General features: G+C 29.3%; 18 protein-coding genes and 1 tRNA gene. 7 read left to right on the top strand and 12 right to left on the bottom strand.

The window, feature by feature from the left end; all coding sequences use genetic code 11:
- Window positions 1–54 precede the first annotated feature (54 nt).
- The 3 genes from rpoC to R3X25_RS08095 all read left to right on the top strand — a co-directional run bounded on the left by rpoC (window position 55) and on the right by R3X25_RS08095 (window position 6,546).
- The gene (rpoC, locus tag R3X25_RS08085; protein ID WP_317673676.1) at window positions 55–4,326 is read left to right on the top strand and encodes a DNA-directed RNA polymerase subunit beta'; all 4,272 of its coding nucleotides are present in this window, start codon (window positions 55–57) and stop codon (window positions 4,324–4,326) included.
- Window positions 4,327–4,328: 2 nt separating this feature from the next.
- Entirely contained in the window at window positions 4,329–4,643 is a 315-nt protein-coding gene (locus R3X25_RS08090; protein WP_317673677.1) for a DUF3467 domain-containing protein, read from the top strand.
- 103 nt (window positions 4,644–4,746) lie between these two features.
- Window positions 4,747–6,546: a TonB-dependent receptor gene (locus tag R3X25_RS08095; RefSeq protein ID WP_317673678.1), complete on the top strand. Its 1,800-nt coding sequence runs from the start codon at window positions 4,747–4,749 to the stop codon at window positions 6,544–6,546.
- A 45-nt stretch (window positions 6,547–6,591) separates the two neighbouring features.
- On the opposite strand, the gene R3X25_RS08100 is transcribed toward R3X25_RS08095, so the two are convergent.
- Both R3X25_RS08100 and hutH read right to left on the bottom strand, forming a co-directional pair.
- Window positions 6,592–7,080 (bottom strand): YciI family protein, encoded by a 489-nt coding sequence (locus R3X25_RS08100; RefSeq protein WP_317673679.1) that lies wholly within the window; start codon window positions 7,078–7,080, stop codon window positions 6,592–6,594.
- Between the two features lie 373 nt (window positions 7,081–7,453).
- A complete protein-coding gene (gene hutH / locus R3X25_RS08105; RefSeq protein ID WP_317673680.1) occupies window positions 7,454–8,965 on the bottom strand; it encodes a histidine ammonia-lyase in 1,512 nt (503 codons plus the stop codon).
- Between the two features lie 134 nt (window positions 8,966–9,099).
- Between hutH and R3X25_RS08110 the strand changes: the two genes are divergently transcribed.
- Both R3X25_RS08110 and R3X25_RS08115 read left to right on the top strand, forming a co-directional pair.
- A complete protein-coding gene (locus R3X25_RS08110) occupies window positions 9,100–10,476 on the top strand; it encodes a TlpA disulfide reductase family protein (protein WP_317673681.1) in 1,377 nt (458 codons plus the stop codon).
- A 1-nt stretch (window position 10,477) separates the two neighbouring features.
- Entirely contained in the window at window positions 10,478–11,497 is a 1,020-nt protein-coding gene (locus R3X25_RS08115; protein ID WP_317673683.1) for a TlpA disulfide reductase family protein, read from the top strand.
- A 50-nt stretch (window positions 11,498–11,547) separates the two neighbouring features.
- Here the strand turns inward: R3X25_RS08115 and R3X25_RS08120 are convergent, their stop codons facing one another.
- The 7 genes from R3X25_RS08120 to R3X25_RS08150 form a co-directional block, all read right to left on the bottom strand.
- On the bottom strand, window positions 11,548–13,098 hold the full coding sequence (locus R3X25_RS08120; protein WP_317673685.1) for an NAD(P)H-hydrate dehydratase: 1,551 nt from the start codon (window positions 13,096–13,098) through the stop codon (window positions 11,548–11,550).
- Between the two features lie 53 nt (window positions 13,099–13,151).
- The gene (locus R3X25_RS08125; RefSeq protein ID WP_317673687.1) at window positions 13,152–14,105 is read right to left on the bottom strand and encodes an acetyl-CoA carboxylase carboxyltransferase subunit alpha; all 954 of its coding nucleotides are present in this window, start codon (window positions 14,103–14,105) and stop codon (window positions 13,152–13,154) included.
- 46 nt (window positions 14,106–14,151) lie between these two features.
- Window positions 14,152–15,042, bottom strand: a complete 891-nt coding sequence (locus R3X25_RS08130; RefSeq protein WP_317673688.1) for a DMT family transporter — start codon at window positions 15,040–15,042, stop codon at window positions 14,152–14,154.
- Window positions 15,029–16,117: an LptF/LptG family permease gene (locus R3X25_RS08135; RefSeq protein ID WP_317673689.1), complete on the bottom strand. Its 1,089-nt coding sequence runs from the start codon at window positions 16,115–16,117 to the stop codon at window positions 15,029–15,031. Before R3X25_RS08135 ends, R3X25_RS08130 begins: the two co-directional genes overlap by 14 nt.
- A gap of 3 nt (window positions 16,118–16,120) precedes the next feature.
- Entirely contained in the window at window positions 16,121–17,251 is a 1,131-nt protein-coding gene (tgt, locus tag R3X25_RS08140; RefSeq protein ID WP_317673690.1) for a tRNA guanosine(34) transglycosylase Tgt, read from the bottom strand.
- Window positions 17,252–17,306: 55 nt separating this feature from the next.
- Window positions 17,307–18,080, bottom strand: a complete 774-nt coding sequence (gene rluF / locus R3X25_RS08145; RefSeq protein WP_317673691.1) for a 23S rRNA pseudouridine(2604) synthase RluF — start codon at window positions 18,078–18,080, stop codon at window positions 17,307–17,309.
- Window positions 18,081–18,145: 65 nt separating this feature from the next.
- Window positions 18,146–18,230 (bottom strand) — tRNA-Ser (locus R3X25_RS08150).
- 100 nt (window positions 18,231–18,330) lie between these two features.
- Between R3X25_RS08150 and R3X25_RS08155 the strand changes: the two genes are divergently transcribed.
- Window positions 18,331–19,083 (top strand): sulfite exporter TauE/SafE family protein, encoded by a 753-nt coding sequence (locus tag R3X25_RS08155; RefSeq protein WP_317673692.1) that lies wholly within the window; start codon window positions 18,331–18,333, stop codon window positions 19,081–19,083.
- A 69-nt stretch (window positions 19,084–19,152) separates the two neighbouring features.
- The gene (gene aroC / locus R3X25_RS08160; protein WP_317673693.1) at window positions 19,153–20,202 is read left to right on the top strand and encodes a chorismate synthase; all 1,050 of its coding nucleotides are present in this window, start codon (window positions 19,153–19,155) and stop codon (window positions 20,200–20,202) included.
- Window positions 20,203–20,238: 36 nt separating this feature from the next.
- On the opposite strand, the gene R3X25_RS08165 is transcribed toward aroC, so the two are convergent.
- From R3X25_RS08165 to R3X25_RS08175, 3 genes are all read right to left on the bottom strand, one after another.
- The gene (locus R3X25_RS08165; protein WP_317673695.1) at window positions 20,239–20,796 is read right to left on the bottom strand and encodes a PepSY-associated TM helix domain-containing protein; all 558 of its coding nucleotides are present in this window, start codon (window positions 20,794–20,796) and stop codon (window positions 20,239–20,241) included.
- Window positions 20,797–20,817: 21 nt separating this feature from the next.
- The gene (locus tag R3X25_RS08170) at window positions 20,818–21,342 is read right to left on the bottom strand and encodes a hypothetical protein (RefSeq protein WP_317673697.1); all 525 of its coding nucleotides are present in this window, start codon (window positions 21,340–21,342) and stop codon (window positions 20,818–20,820) included.
- Between the two features lie 168 nt (window positions 21,343–21,510).
- A complete protein-coding gene (locus R3X25_RS08175; protein WP_317673699.1) occupies window positions 21,511–22,971 on the bottom strand; it encodes a glutamate synthase subunit beta in 1,461 nt (486 codons plus the stop codon).

The following is a 22,971-nucleotide window of genomic DNA, read 5'->3' on the forward strand; positions in this document are numbered from 1 at the left end:
TTTTTAATTCCTATCTACCTTTTTACATATAAAATTCGATACCATCAAATTATTATGGCCAGAAAAAACGATAAATACACTGTAAAAAAGTTTAACAAAATTTCAATAGGTTTATCATCTCCTGAAGCGATTTTAGAAAAATCAAACGGAGAAGTTTTAAAACCTGAAACGATAAATTACCGTACGCACAAACCAGAGAGAGACGGATTGTTTTGCGAGCGAATTTTTGGTCCTATCAAGGATTATGAATGTGCCTGTGGTAAATACAAAAGAATTCGTTATAAAGGAATTGTTTGTGACCGATGTGGTGTTGAGGTTACAGAAAAAAAAGTACGTAGAGATAGAGTAGGACACATTAATTTGGTGGTTCCTGTTGCTCATATCTGGTACTTTAAATCTTTACCTAACAAAATGGGGTACCTTTTAGGGTTGCCTTCAAAAAAGTTAGATATGATTATTTACTACGAACGTTACGTAGTAATTCAACCTGCAGGAGCTAAAAATGCTGAAGGTGAACCAGTTCAAAAAATGGACTTTTTAACAGAGGAAGAATATTTAGATATTTTAGAAACATTCCCTGTTGAAAATCAGTATTTAGATGATAATGACCCAGAAAAGTTTATTGCTAAAATGGGTGCTGAATGTTTAATTGAATTATTTAAACGTTTAGATTTAGATGAATTATCATATTCATTGCGTCATAAAGCAAATACAGAAACTTCAAAACAACGTAAAACAGAAGCTTTAAAGCGTTTAAATGTTGTTGAAGCTTTTAGAGATGCACAAAAAAATAGAGAAAACAAACCAGAGTGGATGATAATGAAAGTAATTCCGGTGACTCCACCAGAATTACGTCCATTAGTACCATTAGATGGTGGTCGTTTTGCAACTTCAGATTTAAATGATTTATACCGAAGAGTAATTATTCGTAACAATCGTTTAAAAAGATTAATGGAGATCAAAGCTCCAGAAGTTATTTTACGTAACGAAAAACGTATGTTACAAGAATCAGTAGATTCATTATTCGATAACACACGTAAATCTTCAGCAGTAAAAACTGAATCTAACAGACCATTAAAATCATTATCTGATAGTTTAAAAGGTAAACAAGGTCGTTTCCGTCAAAACTTATTAGGTAAACGTGTTGATTATTCAGCACGTTCGGTTATTGTTGTTGGACCAGAATTAAAATTATACGAATGTGGATTGCCAAAAGATATGGCAGCTGAATTATACAAACCTTTTATTATTAGAAAATTAATAGAAAGAGGAATTGTAAAAACAGTGAAATCTGCAAAAAAAATTATTGATAAAAGAGAACCAGTTGTATGGGATATTTTAGAGAATGTTTTAAAAGGACATCCTGTAATGTTAAACCGTGCGCCTACGTTACACCGTTTAGGTATCCAAGCTTTTCAACCAAAATTAATTGAAGGGAAAGCAATTCAATTACACCCATTAGTGTGTACGGCATTTAATGCCGATTTTGATGGGGATCAAATGGCGGTACATTTACCATTAGGACCTGAAGCTATTTTAGAGTGTCAGTTACTAATGTTAGCGTCTCATAATATATTAAACCCAGCAAATGGAGCTCCAATTACGGTACCTTCACAGGATATGGTACTTGGTTTATATTATATGACTAAAGAAAGAAAATCAACTCCTGAAGCTCCTGTAAAAGGTGAAGGATTGACTTTTTATTCTCCAGAAGAAGTAACAATAGCATTCAATGAAAAAGCTGTTGATTTAAATGCTTCTATTACTGTTAGAACAAAAGACTTTAATGAAGAAGGTGAGTTAGTTTCTATGTTAATAAAAACTACCGTAGGTAGAGTTTTATTTAACGAGGTTGTACCTGAAGCTGCTGGTTATGTAAATGAAGTATTGAATAAAAAATCATTAAGAGATATTATTGGTAATATTTTAAAAGTTACTGATGTTCCTACTACTGGAAAATTCTTGGATGATATGAAAGGAATGGGATATATGTTTGCATTCCGTGGAGGATTATCATTTAGTTTAGGGGATATTATTATTCCACCAGAAAAACATACAATGATTGCTGAAGCTAACGCACAAGTTGACAATATTGTAGCTAACTATAATATGGGTATGTTAACTGGTAAAGAGCGTTACAACCAGGTGATTGATGTTTGGGGTTCTACAAACAATCGTTTAACAGAATTGTCGATGAAGCGTTTACGTGAAGATCAACAAGGGTTTAACTCGGTATTTATGATGCTAGATTCTGGTGCAAGGGGTTCTAAAGAACAAATTCGTCAGTTAACAGGTATGCGTGGATTAATGGCGAAACCTAAAAAATCTACATCAGGAGGTGGAGAGATTATTGAAAATCCAATTCTTTCTAACTTTAAAGAAGGTTTATCAATTCTTGAATACTTTATCTCAACACACGGTGCTCGTAAAGGTCTTGCGGATACAGCATTAAAAACTGCCGATGCAGGATATTTAACTCGTCGTTTAGTAGATGTTTCACAAGATGTTATTATTAATGAGCATGATTGTGGTACATTAAGAGGGTTGTCTGTTTCAGCATTGAAAAAGAATGATGAAATTGTAGAATCTTTAAGTGAGCGAATTGATGGTAGAACATCATTACATGATGTTGTGGATCCAGTTACTGAAGAAATACTAGTACATTCTGGAGAAGAAATTACTACTGAAATTGCTAAAAAAATTGAAGGAACTCAAATAGATAGTGTTGAAGTTCGTTCAGCATTAACATGTGAAGCTAAAAAAGGAATTTGTTCTAAATGTTATGGAATAAATCTTTCAACTCGAAAAATGGTTCAAATTGGTGAAGCAGTTGGAGTAGTTGCTGCTCAATCTATTGGAGAACCTGGTACGCAATTAACATTACGTACATTCCACGTTGGTGGTGTTGCAGGTAATATTTCAGAAGATAATAGCTTAATTGTTAAATTCCCAGGAAAAGTAGTAATTGAAGATTTACGAACTGTAAAAGGTCAAGATTCAGACGGTAATGATATTGATATTGTTGTTTCTAGAACTTCTGAAGCTAAAATAATAGACGAAAAATCTGGTTTAACAGTAAGTACTAATAACATTCCTTATGGTTCAACTATTTTTGTTAAGAATGGACAAAAACTTAAAAAAGATGATGTTGTATGTAAATGGGATCCATTTAATGGTGTTATAGTTTCTGAATTTGCTGGTAAAATTGAGTTTGATAATATTGAACAAGGTATTAATTACATAGTTGAAATTGATGAGCAAACAGGTTTCCAAGAAAAAGTAATTATAGAGTCTAAAAACAAAAAAGTTATTCCAGCTTTATTATTAAAAGATGGTGATGAAGTAATTAGATCTTATAATTTACCAGTTGGAGCTCATTTAATTGTTGAAGATGGAGAACAAATTGCATCAGGTAAAATTATTGTAAAAATTCCTCGTAAATCTGGAAAAGCAGGTGATATTACAGGAGGTTTACCTAGAGTAACAGAATTATTTGAAGCTCGTAACCCTTCAAATCCAGCTGTAGTTTCTGAAATTGATGGTGTAGTTTCTTTTGGTAAAATTAAACGTGGTAACCGTGAAATTATAGTAGAATCTAAACTTGGAGAGATTAAAAAGTATTTAGTTAAACTTTCTAATCAAATTTTAGTTCAAGAAAATGATTTTATTAAAGCAGGTATGCCGCTTTCTGAAGGTGCTGTTACACCAAATGATATATTAAATATTCAAGGTCCGGCTGCGGTTCAAGAGTATTTAGTAAATGAAATTCAAGAGGTTTATAGATTACAAGGTGTAAAAATTAATGATAAGCATTATGAAGTGGTTGTTCGCCAAATGATGCGTAAAGTTAAAATTATTGATTCTGGAGATACTTTATTTTTAGAAAATCAATTAATTCATAAAAATGATTTTATTACCGAAAATGATGAAATTTATGGAATGAAAGTAATTGAAAATGCTGGAGATTCTTCTAACTTAAAAGAAGGTCAAATAGTATCACCACGTGAATTACGTGATGAAAATTCAATTTTACGTAGAGAAGATAAAGAATTAGTTGTTGCACGTGATGCACAACCAGCAACGGCTCAACAAATACTTCAGGGTATTACTAGAGCATCGTTACAAACTAAATCGTTTATCTCTGCTGCATCGTTCCAAGAAACAACTAAAGTATTAAACGAAGCTGCTGTTAGTGGTAAAGTTGATACATTAGAAGGGTTAAAAGAAAATGTAATTGTAGGTAAGAGAATCCCTGCAGGTACAGGTATGAGAGTATACGACAATATTATTGTTGGTTCAAAAGAAGAAATGGACTCTAACTTATAATTATGAGTGATAAAAACAAGTCAAAAGAAGGACAAATAAATATTGAATTGGACGATAAAACTGCTGAAGGAATTTATTCTAATTTAGCTATTATAAATCATTCAGTTTCAGAATTTATTGTAGATTTTATTAGTGTTATGCCTGGACAACCAAAGGCTAAAGTAAAATCAAGAATTATTTTGACTCCTCAACATGCAAAAAGATTAGCAAAAGCTTTAGCTGAAAATGTTAAAAAGTTTGAGCAACACCATGGTGAGATAAAAGATTATGAACAACCGCCAATTCCAATGAATTTTGGACCGGTAGGTGAAGCATAAAATAAAAAAAACGTCGAATAAAATTCGACGTTTTTTTTTGCCTTTTTTTTATTTCAAAAGTGAACTTCTTTTTAGTTTTGAACTCTTTTTAAAACTAATTAGAATGATTACTAAAATTAAATATTTTCTTTTTATAATAATTTTATCAAATACAGCTTTTGCACAAAAAGACACTGTAAAATTAAAAGAAATTGAAATAACATCTAATAGAATTACTTTACCTTTTTCTAAAACATCTAGAACTATAGAATTAATTTCTTCTGAAGAAATTCAAAAGTTACCTGCAAATAACGTAGCTGATTTATTACAACAAATTGCTGGAGTTGATATCCGTAGAAGAGGAGTTGATGGTATGCAATCTGATTTGTATATACGTGGAGGAAGTTTAGATCAAACACTTGTTTTAATTGATGGCGTAAAAATGGATGATGCACAAACGGGACACCATACTATGAACGCAATATTAGATTTAAATACAATTGAAAGAATTGAAGTTATAAAAGGTCCTGCAGCTCGTATTTATGGTCAAAATGCTTTTACTGGCGCTATTAATATTGTCACAAAAAAAATAACAGAAAATTCATTAAAAGCTTTATTAGCATATGGTTCTTATGAAAATAAGAAAGGAACAATTTTATTTAATCAAAAGTTTAAGAATGGTGGAATTCTAGCTTCAGTTGGTTATCAAGAGTCCGATGGTTATAGATATAATACGGATTTTGTGAATAAATCTATTTTTTTAAAAGCAAATTTGGGAAATTATAATATAACAAGCTCATTTACGGGTAGAGATTTTGGTGCTAATGGTTTTTATGCTTCACCAGAAGCAATAGATCAATATGAAGAAACTCAAACAAGTTTAGTTGCATTAGGTACAAAATATACTTCTGGAGATTTTGTTATTAAGCCCAGAGTTTACTGGCGTAGAAATCAAGATATGTATGTTTATATAAGAAGTAATCCTTCAATATATAGAAATTTGCATATATCAAATAAAGTTGGTGTAGAAACAAATGTAGAAGTAAATTCATCTTTTGGTAAAACAGGTATTGGAATTGATATAGCTCGTATTTTTTTGGTGAGTAATAATTTAAACGATCATAACAGAACTGCAATTACTGGTTTTTTTGAACACAGATTTGAGCTTAATAAATTTGATATTACTCCAGGTGTTGCTATAAGTTCTTATTCAGATTTTGATACAAATGCATTTCCAGGTATAGATGTTGGATTTAAAATGTCTGAAAGTATAAAACTATATGGAAATATAGGATATACGTATCGTGTACCAACCTTTACAGATTTATATTACATTGGTTCAACTACTGAAGGGAACCCTGAATTAGAAGCTGAATCCGCTTTGTCAGAAGAGTTAGGATTTAAATTTTCAAAAAATAATTGGAAAATTAATGTGGCTTTATTTCATAGAAAATCAGACAACCTAATAGATTGGACTAAAGAGAATTTAGAAGATAAGTGGAAAAGCCAGAACTTTAGTGAAGTAATTACTAGAGGTTTTGAAACAAATTTAGGGTATAGTTTTGTTTTAGGTACTCAAAAGCAAAAAGTTAATATGTCTTATAGTTTTATAGATGATGAAATTAAAGATGAAAATGTTCAGTTTACACGCTATTCTTTAAATAGTATTAAACACCAATTTAATACTACTTTAGACTTTAAATTTTGTGATAACATAAGTAATTCAATTTCTTATCGTTATGTTGAAAGAACAGATGGTGAAAGTTATAATGTAGTCGATGCTAAAATATCAACAAATCTTAATAAAAAATGGTTATTATCTGCTACCGCTAATAATATTTTTAACTCTGAATATTCTGAAACTAATTTGGTGCCAATGCCAAAAGGAAATTTAATGTTTGGATTAAGCTATAAGCTTTATTAGTGTAACTTGTTATTTAAAAAAAGCCAAAAAATAGTTTGGCTTTTTTTATATTTCAATTTTTGCTATTTTTTTGTGTAGCTTATTAATAGCCATTAAGGCAGCTGAACCATACCATTCTTTGAGTTCCATTTCTAAAGAACCAGCTTTTATTGCAGGATCTGTTTCTGTTAGTTTTTTTGCTTCTTCAATACTTTCAACATCAAATATATATATTCCACGTAAATTATCATTACCCAAAAATGGTCCAGCTAAAACTAGTTTACCTTCTTTAGCTAATTTATTAATATTAGCCATATGTTTACGTTGAAGGTTGGCTTTAGTAATAGAATCTTGATTTCTGTTTGGACCTCTTTTTAAAAAGGCAATTACATATTTTTTCATTCCATAATCATCAGCTCCATATTTTTTTGCTAGATCCTCATCAAATTTCTGTTGTTGAATTTCAATATTTTCCGAAATTTTTTCTTTTGGTATTTCTGATTTACAAGAAAGTAGAATTGTAATAAAAAGTAATAAATAGGTTAATTTTTTCATGAAGTTAAATTTTGATTTAAAACTAATATAATTAAAAAAATTAGGAGAACGTATATTTTAGCAATTGTACAGTGTACATTTGTTAAAAATATGCTAATTAGACGTTCTTAAATATGTTAAAGAATTAATAAAAGAGCGTTTTAATGTTAAATTAATAATAATTTCACAAAGAAAACGTTGTAGTAATAATTTCTCTTTGTATATTTGCATAGTAAAACAAAAGAATTTTGTTTTTCATTAATAAAGTAAGTAATAATAAAATTTAAATAAAAGTATTCTCATAATAAAATAGAAAGTAAATAATAAATGTTTGAATTAATCAAAAAAAACACTCTTTAAAAGAGTGTTTTTTTTTTTGATATGAATATAATTTTTAACTAAAAATTTCTTCATTATCTATAACCAAATGTTTTATAAATAGTTTTGTTTTTTCAATTTCAGTACTTAAAATTTTGTCATTTTCTATAAAATCTACTTCATCTCTAAAAGATTTTAAAATTGATTCAAGAAAAGGTGATGTTTTTAAAGGCAATCTAAAATGTAGAGCTTGAGAAGCATTTAACAATTCAATAGCCAAAATAGTTTCTAAATTATCAACTATCCGTTTTGCTTTGGTAGCAGAATTTGCGCCCATACTTACATGATCTTCTTGTCCATTACTTGAAACTATAGAATCTGTTGAGCAAGGGTTTGCTAATTGTTTATTTTGGTTTACAATACTAGCTGCAGTATATTGAGGAATCATAAAACCACTGTTTAAACCTGGATTTTTAACTAAAAAAGGAGGTAAGCCACGTAAACCAGAAACTAATTGAAAAATTCTTCGTTCAGAAATATTACCTAATTCGGCAAGTGCAATAGCTAAAAAATCTAACGCCAACGCCAATGGTTGACCATGAAAATTTCCTCCAGAAATAATTTCGTCTTCTTCAATAAAAATATTTGGATTATCTGTAACTGAATTAATTTCAGTTGTAAATACTTTTTTTACATATTCAAAAGCATCTTTACTAGCTCCATGTACTTGTGGTATGCATCTAAATGAATATGGATCTTGAACATGTTCTTTTGATTGATGTATTATTTCACTTTCTTGTAAAAATTCTTTAATACGTTTTGCAGTTTTTAATTGTCCGTAATGTGGTCTAATTTTATGAATTAAATCCTTAAAAGGAGAAATTCTGCCATCAAAGGCTTCCAGTGAAAGTGTACCAATTAAATCAGCTAAATATGAAAGTTTGTACGATTTTAAAACTAAATGCACACCGTATGCTGTCATAAACTGTGTTCCGTTTAAAAGAGCTAAACCTTCTTTAGATTTTAATTTTATTTTACTCCATTCAAATTTTTTTAAAATAGACTTTCCAGTAACTTTTTTACCTTTATAATGTACGTTACCTTCTCCAAAAAGTGGTAGTGATAAATGTGCTAACGGAGCTAAATCTCCCGAAGCGCCTAAAGAACCTTGTGTAAATACAATAGGTATAATATTATTATTGTAAAAATCAATTAAGCGTAATACAGTTTCGAGTTGAACTCCTGAATGTCCGTAACTTAACGATTGAATTTTAAGTAACAACATTAACTTTACAATATCTTGAGGGACTTCTTCTCCTGTACCACAAGCATGGCTTTTAACTAAATTTTCTTGTAATTTTCTTAAATTTTTATTGTCTATTTTAACATTGCATAACGATCCAAAACCTGTGTTTATACCATAAATTGGTTGGTGATTGTTTTTTATTTTTTCATCTAAATAAAGTCTACATTTTTTTATATTATCAATAGCTTCATCAGATAATTTTAAGAGCATGTTAGTATGAATAATTGTTCTTAAATTTTCAAAACTAATTGAATCTGAATTTATGAAGTGATAATTTGTCATAACTATAAATTGGTATTTCAAAGTTGGAGATTCAAAAGCACATATGCAAATATTTTGTTAAAGTTATACTAACAATAATGAATTGTTTTTTTAATTTTATCTTTGGGAAATTGTAAATAAATCAATTAAATATAATGAAAAGAATAATGTTTTTTATTGCATTAATGCTTGTTGTTTCTTGCAAAAAAGAAACAGCAGTAGAATATGCAATTATTTCTGGAAAAATAATAAATAAATCTGCTGAAGATCTAACTGTAATAAGTTCAGATAGATACTTTAAGCAAGTTATTAAAGTAAATGAAGATGGTTCGTTTTTAGATACTTTAAAAGTTGAACCTAATAAATATATTTTATATCAAGGTAGAAATGGAGTAGAGCTTTTTATTGAAAATGGTTCAAGTATTAAAGTTGATTTTGATGCTGAAAATATGGATAGTACTCTAGTTATTACTGGAAAAGGATCTGAAATTTCTAACTATCTATTATTAAAAAATAAAAGAGTTAAAGAAATTATAGGTAACGGACCAGAAATTTACAAAAAAAATGAAGCTGATTATAAAGCTACTCGTATAGAAGCAAAAAATGCAGCTATTGAATTATTAAATTCAACAAGTAATATTTCAGAAGCGTTTAAAGCTAAAGAGTTACGTAATATTAACTATGATTATATTTCAAACTTAACTATTTTTGAACGTTACCATGCACATTATGCTCAAGATAAAGATTTTAAGGCGTCTGAAAATTTATTAGCTGATGTTGAAAAAGTAACCGATTTTAATAACGAAGAAGACTTTATGTTTTCTCAAGGTTATAAAAACATGGTAAACACGCACTATAGAGAAGCAGCTTCAAAATTAATAGAAACAGATTCCATTTCAGAAGATATTGCTTTTTTAGTTGCCGTAAGTAAAGCTGAAAACGAAAAAATAAAAAATCAACTATTGTTTGATGATGTAAAATACGGCATAACATACACTGAAAATTTAGAAGATTATTACAAGTTATATATGGATAATTCTTCAAATAATGAGCATAAAGCTAAAATAACTGAAAGTTATAATAAGCTTAAAACAGTTGCTAAAGGACAACCTTCTCCAAAATTTGTGGATTATGAAAATTTTAATGGTGGAACAACTTCGTTAGATGATTTTAAAGGAAAATATGTATATATTGATGTTTGGGCTACTTGGTGTGGACCTTGTAAGCGAGAAATACCTTCATTAAAAGAATTAGAGAAAAAATATCATGGGAAAAATATTGAGTTTATCAGTATTTCAGTAGATAAAGCTAAAGACCATGAAACTTGGAAAAAAATGGTAACAGATTTAGAATTGAAAGGTGTTCAATTATTTGCCGACAAAGATTGGGAATCTGATTTTGTAAAGGATTATTTAATTAAAGGAATTCCTCGTTTTATTTTAATTGATACAGAAGGAAATATAATAAATTCTAACGCAAAACGTCCGTCAGATTCTAAATTAATAAATGATTTAAATAAATTAAATATATAAAATGAAGAAATTAACTTTAATGGTAGTTGCAATAGTAGTTTTTGCAGCATGTAAAACAGAAAATCCGGAATATGCTAAAGTATCTGGTAAAATTAATACAACAGCAAATGAATTATTACTGAATGGTAGAAGTTATTCAAAAATTATAAAAGTTGATGAAGATGGTAATTTTTCAGATACTTTAAAAATTAAGAAAGATATGTATGCAATAAGTACAGAGGATGGTGTGAAAACTACTATTTTCTTGGAAAATGGGTACAATTTAAAAATTTCTCAAAATGGAGAAAAGCCTACTGAAAGTTTTGATTTTGAGGGTAACGGAAAAGAATCAAATATTTATTTTGCTAATTTAATTAACTTTTTCACTGGAGAGAAAGGAGATCCAAAAGAGTATTTTAAATTAGATGAAGCAGCATTTAAAACAAAAATAGCTTCAGCTAAAGACGAAATAAATGCATTTAATAAAAAAAATGTTGACTCTTTAGTATTAGAAATAGCAGAAAAAAATAATAAACAATTTTTTGGGTTTGTAGAATCAAGTTATGAGCGTGAACATTCTAATTTAGTGAAATTTGCAGCCGGAAATGATTCACCAGTTTTTGAAAATTATGAAAATTTTAAAGGTGGGAAAACATCATTAACTGATTTAAAAGGAAAATATGTTTACATAGATATTTGGGCTACTTGGTGTGGACCTTGTAAACGCGAAATACCATCATTAAAAGCTTTAGAAGAAGATTTTCATGGTAAAAATATTGAGTTTGTAAGTATTTCAGTAGATAATGTTGATGGTAAACGTGGAAGTTACGATAGCTGGAAAAAAATGGTTGCAGCTGAACAATTAAGTGGTATTCAATTATTTGCTGATAAAGATTTTAATTCTGATTTTATTAGAGAATATAATGTTAATAGTATACCTCGTTTTATACTTATTGATCCTCAAGGAAAAATAGTAGATTCAAATGCTAAAAGACCTTCAAATCCAGCTTTAAAAGAAGAATTAAAGGCTTTAGGAATTTAATTTATTAAAAAATGTTTGTTAAAAAGCTCCTAATTTTAGGAGCTTTTTTTTTATTCTTTTGGTTCTTCTGTTTCTTCTTCTTTTTGAATAGGTTCTTCTTTTTTAAATAAATCTAGAAGGGCATCTGGTAAATATTCTAAAATAGTACTTGCGGTAAAAGTTTCAAAACCTAAATCTTGAGAACCTAAATCAGCGGTTCTACCATGTAAATAAACTCCGAAAATTGCTGCGTTTATTGGAGAATAACCTTGCGCTATTAATCCTGTTATTATTCCAGTTAAAACATCACCACTACCTCCAGTAGCCAAAGAAGGGTTTCCTGTAGAGTTAATAAATTTTGAATTCCCATCTATAATAATAGTATGAGCATCTTTTAAAACTAAAATAACATTAAATTCTTTAGATATTTTTGTAGCAAGTTTAAGTTTTTCGTAATTATTTTCCCATGAGCCAACCAATCTCTCAAGCTCTTTTGGATGTGGGGTTAAAATTGATTTAGCAGGTAGATAGTTTAAAAAATCTTTATTTTCAGAAATTATATTTATAGCGTCAGCGTCTATAACTAAAGGTATTTTATTCTCTTTTAAAAATTTTCCAAAACCAATAACAGTTTTTTCTAAAGTTCCCATTCCTGGACCAACTCCTATTACAGTGGGTTTAGTTTTAAAATTAAAATAGTTAAGTGCATTGTCTTCATCAACTTCAACCATAGCTTCTGGAATTGAAGTTTGTAAAATTGTATAACCACATTTTGGTACATATGTAGAAACTAATCCACTTCCTATTTTTAAAGCAGCTTTTGCAGCTAAAGTAACAGCTCCAATTTTACCAAAGCTTCCACCAATTATTAATGAGTGTCCATAAGTACCTTTATGAGACCATTTTTCTCGAGGTTTGTATAATGGAATAATTTCATTTTTAGTAATGAAGTGATTTTTTGGTTTTAAACTAGCAATATACTCTTCATCTAGTCCTATTTCTACTACTTCCCATGTACTAAAATAGTTTTTATTTTCAGGAAGAAGAAAAGCCATTTTAGGACATTGAAAGGTTAGCACATGTCCTGCTTTTAAAACTGTATTTGGATTTTTTACACTTTTTGAGCTATACAACCCAGAAGGGAAATCGATAGCCAAAGTAAATACTTTTGTACTGTTTATATATTGAATTAATTTTTTTGTAAAACCTTTTGGTTGTCTTGTAAGTCCATTACCAAATATGGCATCTATTACAATATCTTCAAATTTAACTTCGGGGAATTCTTTTTCGCAAGTAATTACTTTTGGCCATTCTCCAATTTCTTTTAATCTGTTGTAATTTATTAGAAATTCTTCAGTTCTTTTCTCACTAAAGTTTACTACATAGCATTCAATATTATAACCGTGTTGATGTAGTAGTCTAGCAATTACTAAACCGTCACCACCATTATTTCCAATACCGCAAAAAACGTGAATTTTTATTTGTTGACCCTGAAGTCTAGAATGTAGCCAATGAAAGCATTGTGAGGCTGCATGTTCCATTAAATCAATGGAAGAAATATTATTATTTTCTATAGTAGCTTTATCAGCTAAAGCAATTTGTTTTGAATTGAGTATATACATACTCAAAATTACTAAAAAACCTCTCAATTTTGAGAGGTTTTTTAGTCAATTTTTTATCCTTTATATTCACCCATCGAGATGTATTTATCCATTCGTTGTTTTATAAGCTCTTTGTCAGATAAATCTTTTAATTGATCGTAAGCTTTAATAATTGTTTTTTTAACTTCTTCAAAAGCTGTAACTCTGTCAAAATGAGCACCTCCAAGAGGTTCTTTAATAATTCCATCAATTATTTTCTGCTTTTTCATGTCTTCAGCAGTTAATTTTAATGCTTCAGCAGCTTCTTCTTTATGTTCCCAGCTTCTCCATAAAATTGAAGAACAAGATTCAGGAGAAATAACAGAATACCAAGTGTTTTCCATCATATAAACTCTGTCACCAACTCCAATACCTACGGCACCTCCAGAAGCTCCTTCACCAATTACAACAGTTATAATAGGTGTTTTTAATTTGGTCATTTCAAAAATATTTCTTGCAATTGCTTCACCTTGTCCGCGTTCTTCAGCTTCTAAACCAGGATAAGCTCCAGGTGTGTCTAATAGCGTAATTACTGGAATTCCAAATTTTTCTGCCATTTTCATTAGTCGTAAAGCTTTTCTATAGCCTTCAGGATTTGACATTCCAAAATTTCTATACTGTCGTGTTTTTGTATTGTAACCTTTTTGTTGACCAATAAACATAAACGATTGATCACCAATTTTACCTAAACCTCCAACCATTGCTTTATCATCATATACAGTTCTATCTCCATGAAGTTCCATAAAAGTACCTCCAGCCAAGAAATTAATGTAATCTAATGTGTATGGTCTGCTTGGGTGACGAGAAAGTTGTACACGTTGCCATGCTGTAAGATTTTTATATATATCTGTTTTAGTTTTTAGCAATTTTTTTTCAATGTTTTGGCAGCTTTCGCTAACATCAACACCGCTTTCTTTACCAATTATTTCGCATTTGTCTAACTGCTCTTCTAGTTCTTTAATAGGTAATTCAAATTCTAAATATTCCATTTTTTTTATTTTGGATGTAAATACAAATATATATAACTTCTAAAATTTATATAGGTAATTTTCGTGATTTTTTATTTTTTATAATTCCATTAACTATAACAGTTATAAGAATAATACAAGCTCCAATGTAAAATTCAAAGCTCATTTTCTCTTTCTCACCAAATACAATTACTGCTAATATTATTCCATAAACAGGTTCTAAATTAATGGTAAGCATAACGGTATATGGTGTTAGATATTTCATAATATTTATTGAAACTATAAACGCGTATGCTGTACAAATACTACTTAAAATAAATAAGTATAATATATCTGTATTTGTTAATGTGTAGTCTTCAATGTTAAAGCCTGTGGTTGATAAAATGTATATTGTTATAAAAGTTACACCAAATAAAAGCTGGTAAAAAGAGATAACTTCACCTTCGTATTGTTTTACATACAATCCATTTAATACTGAAAATAATGCAGATAAAAATGCTGCAATTAAAGCATAAATAATACCTAAACTATATTCTCCTTCTACATTAAAAATTAAATATAAGCCAGAAACAACAATTAGTCCGAATAGTAATTCTAATGGAATTATTTTTCTTCTAAAAAATATAGGTTCAATTAATGAGGTGAATAGCGCTCCAGTACTCATAGCTACTAATGCAATAGATACATTAGCAATTTTAATTGCAGAAAAAAATGCTATCCAATGTACAGCAATTAAAATTCCACCAATTATAAATTTAATAATTGCCTTTGGAGGAATTGCTAATTTTTTTCTTTTAATTATAAAATAGGCTAAAACAATAATAGTGGCCATAAGCATTCTATACCAAACTAACGGAACAGAATCAATAGAAATAAGAGCTCCTAAAATAGCAGTGAATCCCCAAATAAAAACTAGTAAATGGAGGTGTAAATAATGTTTTAAATTAGTTTCTGGCATTTTTAAAGAATAAATAAATAGCTAAAGCACCAAAAATAAGGTTTGGTAACCAAACCATAAATAATGAATTTGTTTCTGCACCTGCACCTAAAACTTCAGCAATTTTCAAAAAGAAAACATAAAGAAACATTAGCGATATTCCTATAGCTAAATTAACACCCATTCCACCACGTTTTTTACGTGATGACAATGCAACAGCGATAAATGTTAGTATGTATGATGAAACTGGTAAGCTGGTTCTTTTATGAAATTCGACTAAATAGGTGTTTAAATTACTAATTCCTCGTTTTTCGGATTTATTAATAAATTTTGCCAATTCTATAGAATTCATTTCTTTAGCTTTATAGTCTACATTTACCAAATCGTCTGGAGAAAAATCAAATAGTGTATCTAAATTAGAACCTGTTTCAATAATATCTTTTGAAGCTAAAATTGTTCTACGTCTATAATTTGATAATTTAAACAGAGTATCTTGTTTATCCCATCTAATAGAACTCGCCATTAATTTTTGTTTTAATTTATTACCTTCAAATTTTTCAAAACTAAAATCGTAGCCCATATCTCTCTCTGTATGGTATTGTTTTATAAAAATATAGGTACTATCAGTTAATTGAAGATTTACATTAAGTAATAAGTTTTGGTTATATTTTTTCTTTTTTAAATAGGTTCTTTCAAATTCATTAAAAACTTTATTACTTTTTGGAACCACAAAATGATTCATTGCTAAAGCAAACAACGTTACTATTGTTGCACCAACAAAATAAGGTTTTAAAAACCTTGTAAATGATAATTTTGCAGAATGAATTGCAATAATTTCTGTATTACTTGCTAGCTTTGATGTGAAAAATATTACAGCAATAAACAATGCTAAAGGCAAAAAAGTATTACCAAATATAACTATAAAGTTAACATAGTAATCTTGGATAATTTCTCCTATTCCTAAATCATCATGTCTTAAAAACTTATCAATTTTTTCAGATACATTAATAGCGATTGCAATAGGTAATAAAAGCCCCAATATTAGAATTAGGGAACTTAAATATTTTTTTAGTATATATTTATCAAGTATTTTCAACTTTTACAAGCGTTTATTCATTTGTTTAACCATTCGATTTTTCCATTCGGTAAAATCTCCTGCTAATATATGTTTTCTAGCTTCTCGAACCAACCATAAATAAAAACCTAAATTGTGGATGGAAGCAATTTGTTTTCCTAATAATTCTTTTGAAGCAAATAAATGGCGTAAATATGCTTTAGAGTACAATGTATCAACATACGTTATATCCATTTCATCAATAGGAGAGAAGTCGTCTTCCCATTTTTTGTTTTTAATGTTAATGGTTCCATGAGCCGTAAAAAGCATTCCATTTCTAGCATTTCTTGTTGGCATTACACAATCAAACATATCAATACCTAATGCAATATTTTCAAGAATATTTATTGGTGTACCAACGCCCATTAAATATCTAGGTTTGTCTTTTGGTAAAATAGCTGTTACAATTTCAGTCATTTCATACATTTCTTCTGCAGGTTCACCAACAGATAAACCTCCAATTGCATTACCTTCTGCACCAACACCTGCAATATATTCAGCCGATTGTTTTCTTAAGTCTTTATAGGTACTTCCTTGTACAATTGGGAAAAAAGCTTGAGAATAATTGTATTTATAAGGTGTTTTGTCTAAATGTGTAATACAACGTTCTAGCCATCGATGTGTCATGTGCATAGAGCGTTTAGCGTAATTATAATCGCAAGGGTAGGGTGTACATTCGTCAAATGCCATAATTATATCAGCACCAATACTTCTTTGAATTTCCATTACATTTTCCGGAGTAAATGTATGGTAGGATCCATCAATATGACTTTTAAATTTAACGCCTTCTTCTTTAATTTTTCTTCTTTCAGAGAGCGAATAAACTTGGTAACCTCCACTATCGGTTAAAATATTTCTATCCCAGTTTATAAATTTATGTAAGCCACCTGCTTTTTCTAAAATTTTAGTTTGTGGGCGTAAATATAAATGATAAGTGTTTCCAAGAATAATGTCTGGATTTATCTCGTTTTTTAGTTCAGTTTGGTGAACTCCTTTTACAGTTCCTACAGTTCCAACAGGCATAAAAATCGGTGTTTCAATTTTACCATGATCTGTTGTAATAACACCGGCTCTTGCCTTACTATTTGGGTCTGTTGTTTTTAATTCAAATTGCATAGTCGGCAAATATAAGTAATTGAGAGATTATAAGGTTGAAAAAGAAGATTGAAATTTATTTCTTTCTAGGTCTTTGAAATTTTTTCTTTAAGTCAACGGAAGCTTCTTCAGTTTTTGATGAAGAATTAACCATTTCGTTAATTTTTTTCATTTCATTTTTTGAAATTTCTCGCCAATCACCAATTTTCAAATTTCCTAAATTAACATTCATAATACGTGTTCTATTCAATTTAGTAACATTATAACCTAAATACTCGCACATACGTCTAATTTGACGGTTTAGACCTTGTACAAGTACTATTTTAAATGTGAATTTATCTATTTGAGCTACATAACATTTCTTTGTAATAGTTCCTAAAATAGGAATTCCATTTCCCATTTTTTTTATGAATTCAGCAGTTATGGGTTTATTTACAGAAACAATGTATTCTTTTTCGTGATTATTTCCAGCACGAAGAATTTTATTTACAATATCTCCATCATTGGTTAAAAAAATAAGTCCTTGAGAAGGTTTATCTAATCTTCCAATGGGAAATAATCGATCTTTATGATTAATATATTTTATAATATTTTTTTTCTCTTTGGAGTCAGTTGTACAAACAATACCAACAGGTTTATTAAAAGCGATATAAAGTGTTTTTGGCTTATTTTTTAAGGGTTTTCCATTAATTTCAACAATATCGCCTTTAGAAACGCGGTTTCCTAGTTGGGCTGTTTTTCCATTTATAGTAACGGAGCCACTTGTTATAAACTTTTCAGCTTCTCGCCTGGAACAAATTCCAGTAGAACTTATGTACTTGTTTAAATTTATTGAGTTGTTGTTTTCCAAGGTCTTAAATTGTTATGCGAAGATATAAAATAAAAAAACTCGAAACGTATGTTTCGAGTTTTTAGCGGAGAAAGAGGGATTCGAACCCCCGGAGGTGTGACCCTCAACAGTTTTCAAGACTGCCGCATTCGACCACTCTGCCATTTCTCCTTTAGCGGTTGCAAATATAAAACGCTTTTTTGTTTTGCTCAAACTTTTTTAGACTTTTTTTAAATAAAAATAAACATACATTTGCATTTCAATTATTTAGATGAATCCTTTAGTAGAAATTATAGTACTGGTAATAGTTGGTTTTGTTACTGGAGTAATTAATACAATAGCAGGTGGAGGGTCTTTACTTACCTTACCAATTCTTATTTTTTTAGGCTTACCACCAAATATTGCAAATGGAACAAATAGAATTGGAATTTTTTTTCAAAGCATATTTACAACTGCTGGTTTTAAAAGTAAAGGAGTTGTTACGTTTCCTTTTAGTATTTATATAGGTATTTCAGCTTTATTAGGTTCAATTTTAGGTGCACAAATAGCTGTTGATATCAAAGGAGATACTTTTAATAAAATATTTGCTATTATAATGATTTTAGTTGTGTTTTATATGGTGTTTAAGTCTAAATTTAAGCATTTAGAAGGCATAGAGAAAACAACAGGTAAGCATTTGTGGTTAAGTATTGTACTGTTCTTTTTTGTTGGAATTTATGGTGGTTTTATTCAGGCTGGAGTAGGTTTTGTTATATTATTAATTTTATCTTCGGTAAATAATATTTCATTAGTAAAAAGTAATGCTATTAAGGTTGTAGTTGTTTTAATTTACACATTTGCCGCAATAGCTGTTTTTATATATAATAATTCTATTAATTGGAGGCTAGGTTTAACTTTAGCACTTGGTAATGCTGCTGGTGGATGGTTTGCAAGTAGATGGTCTGTAAAAAAAGGAGATGGAATGATTCGTTATTTTTTAATTGTTATGGTTATTATTATGGCAATAAAACTCTGGTTTTTTTAGCGGTTTTTCAGTGGAAATATGATACTTCTGTAAAATTCTTTTTTTACATTTGCTACTTAAAATATGTATATGTCAAATACTTTTGGAAAAATATTTACAATAACAACATTTGGAGAATCTCATGGTGAAGCTATTGGAGGTGTTATTGATGGATGTCCTGCAGGAATTGAATTAGATTTTGATGCTATTCAAACTGAAATGAATAGAAGAAAACCTGGTCAATCTAAAATTGTTACTCAAAGAAAAGAACCAGATGAAGTTCGTTTTTTGTCTGGTATTTTTGAAGGAAAAACTACAGGTGCTTCTATTGGATTTATTATTGAAAATGTGCATCAACGTTCAAATGATTATTCACATATTAAAGATAGTTATAGACCTTCTCATGCTGATTATACGTACGATAAAAAGTATGGTCATAGAGATTATAGAGGAGGAGGAAGAACTTCAGCTAGAGAAACTGCAAATTGGGTTGTTGGTGGAGCGGTTGCAAAACAATCAATTCCAAATATTAAAATAAATGCGTATACTTCTTCTGTTGGAGATTTGTTTTTAGAAAAACCATATCAAGATTTAGATTTTAGTAAAATTGAAGATAATATTGTACGTTGTCCAGATGCTGAAGTTGCTGAAAAAATGATTTCAAAAATAGATGAAATTAGAAAGCAGGGAGATACAATAGGAGGTACCATAACATGTGTTATACAAAATGTACCTGTTGGTTTGGGTGAACCTATATTTGATAAGTTACATGCACAACTAGGAAAAGCAATGCTTTCAATAAATGCAGTTAAAGGTTTTGAATATGGTAGTGGATTTTGTGGCGCTAAAATGAAAGGAAGTGAGCATAACGATAGTTTTAATGCAGATGGAAGTACAAAAACAAACCTTTCTGGAGGTATTCAAGGAGGTATAAGCAACGGAATGGATATTTATTTTAGGGTTGCTTTTAAACCTGTTGCTACCATAATGCAAAAACAACAAACTATCGATAAGGATGGAAATATTGTTGAAATGATGGGGAAAGGTCGTCATGATCCTTGTGTAGTGCCAAGAGCTGTACCTATAGTAGAGGCTATTGCAGCGCTTGTAATTGCAGATTTTACACAGTTAAATAAATAAAATAAAAAAGACTCTATTTAAGAGTCTTTTTTATTTTTACATAAAGAATATTAAAAATAGAATAGGAATTAAAAATCCTAACGCAGTATAAATTCCTCCTCGTCCTGTAATTCCTTTTTTACCTTTTACCATAAAAAACGAAGTAATTGCAAATAGAATTAATGCCACAGCAAACGCATCAGAAAACCAAGTCCAAATTCTATTTGGGTTGTAGTGCAGATAATTAGTTTCAAAAATTAGAGGACGTTTTCTTAAATATTCAGCTGTACCAAAACCTTTATTTACGTTAACAACAATTGAAGAGCCTCCTTTTAAAAAAATTTTTAATTTATTGTTATTTGGGTAATAGTGTTTTTTGTAATTTTTTCTACTATCAACTTTATCTAATAGTATTAAAATATTTTTTTTAACATTGGTTGAATTTTTTAAATTCAAATCTGTATTAAAGTTTTTTATTGTTACTGAATAATTTGGATTCCAGTCGCTCATATGGTTAAGAGCAATTCCAGAAATAGCGTAAATTAAGGTAGTACCAATAAAAAAATAACCAATATCTCTATGAAGAATTCTACTCCATTTTCTTAAAATTTTCATTTTCATAATAAAATGAAGCTGTTATTTTAATTCTTTGTGTGAAACGTATTTTAACGAATAGTTTGAAATATGATCAACACTATCAGTTTTCATTTTATCTCTATATTGTTGAATATATTTTTTTCTACTGTCAAATTGTTCTTTATTAGATTTTCCTTCAGAGTGACTTTTAATATTATCTTCTTCTAATTTTAATAAGTAAGCTTCATCAATTCTTTCTTCTTCAACTATTCCATTAACAATAATTTCACTTCCTTTTAAAGCTTCTTCAAAACGTTCATCAGAGAATACATGAGCATCGCCATCATCTGTTACTAAAAACAACTTTTTTCCACCATGTTTACATACATGGTCTACAATACCTTTTAATTGAACCTCTTTGTTTATATATTTACCTGCTTTTATATCAAATTCACCAATTGCTAATTGAGGAGTTTCAATAACTTCTTCAGTTTTTGTAACATTCTCAATTGCTTCTTTTTTAGTTTCAGTTTTACAAGAAAATAACATTGTTGTTATAACTAATAATATTATAATTTTTTTCATTTATTTAAGTTTAGTTTTATAATTTATTTAGACTACTAAATTAGAATTTGTTAACTTAAAAAAGAATGATTATTGTCAGCAAGTTATATAATATTGGAAGGAAGAATTTTGAAATAAAAAAAACCATTCTGTTTAAGGAATGGTTTTTAAAATTATTTTATAAAAGAATTACATTGGAGGTAAATCACCATTTCCTTTAGTTGGTAAATTACTGTAACCCATTAAATATTCATCAACTTTTCTAGCAGCTTCTCTACCTTCAGAAATAGCCCAAACAATTAAACTTTGTCCTCTACGCATATCTCCAGCAGTAAAAATTTTAGGTTTATTTGTTTGATATTCGCTAGTGTTCGCTTTATAATTACTTCTAAAATCAGTTTTAATTTCTAATTGTTCAGCTAAAGTAGCTTCTGGACCAGTAAAACCTAATGCCAGTAAAGCTAATTCACATGGCCATGTTTTTTCTGTACCTTTAATTTCAATTAATTCAGGTCGTTGACCAGGAATCATTTTCCATTTAACGTTTATGGTTTTTAAAGCTGTTAATTCACCTTTTTCATTAGTAATAAATTCTTTGGTATTAATTAACCAATTTCTATCACAACCTTCTTTATGAGAAGTTGAGGTTTTTAATTGTAATGGCCAATAAGGCCAAGGTGTTGAGGGGCTTCTATGCCCTGGAGGTTTTGGCATAATTTCAAAATTAGTTACCGATTTGGCGCCTTGTCTATTTGAGGTTCCAACACAGTCAGATCCTGTATCTCCTCCTCCAATAACAATAACATTTTTATCGGTTGCTAGTATTTGATTATTTACTTTTTTACCTAAAACTACTTTGGTTTGTTGGGTTAAAAAGTCCATAGCTTGAACTACTCCATAACTATTAGCTCCATCAATTGGTAAACCTCTTTTTTGAGTTGCACCACCACATAAAACAATAGCATCAAATTTTTTCAATTTTTCTACAGAATAATTTACACCAACATTTGTATTGGTTTTAAACTTTATACCTTCTTTTATAAGTATGTCAATCCTTCTATCAATTATACCTTTTTCTAATTTAAAATTAGGAATTCCGTAGCGTAATAAACCACCAACTTCATCATCTCTTTCAAATACAGTTACTTTGTGACCAGCTCTGTTTAATTGTTGTGCGGTTGCTAAACCTGCTGGTCCTGAACCTACAACTGCTATTTTTTTACCTGTTCTTTTATTAGGAATTTGTGGAGTAATCCACCCTTCTTTAAAAGCTCTTTCTACAATGTTTTTTTCAATATTTTCGATTGAAATAGGGTCATCAATTATTCCAAGTACACAAGCTTGTTCGCATGGAGCAGGACACAATCTACCCGTAAATTCAGGAAAATTATTTGTTGAATGTAGTATCCAAGAGGCTTTTTGCCATTCACCTTGATGTACCATATGGTTAAAATCTGGAATTAAATTACCAAGCGGACAACCACTATGGCAAAATGGAATTCCACAATCCATACATCTAGAACCTTGTTTTGTTAATTCAGCTTCATTTAATGGCTTTGTAAACTCATTATAATTTGTTATACGTTCTTTTACTGAATTATATGTTTCGTCTTTTCTTTCGAATTCTTTAAATCCTGTTACTTTTCCCAT

The sequence above is a fragment of the Lutibacter sp. TH_r2 genome (assembly GCF_033101135.1).
Classification (GTDB): Bacteria; Bacteroidota; Bacteroidia; order Flavobacteriales; family Flavobacteriaceae; genus Lutibacter.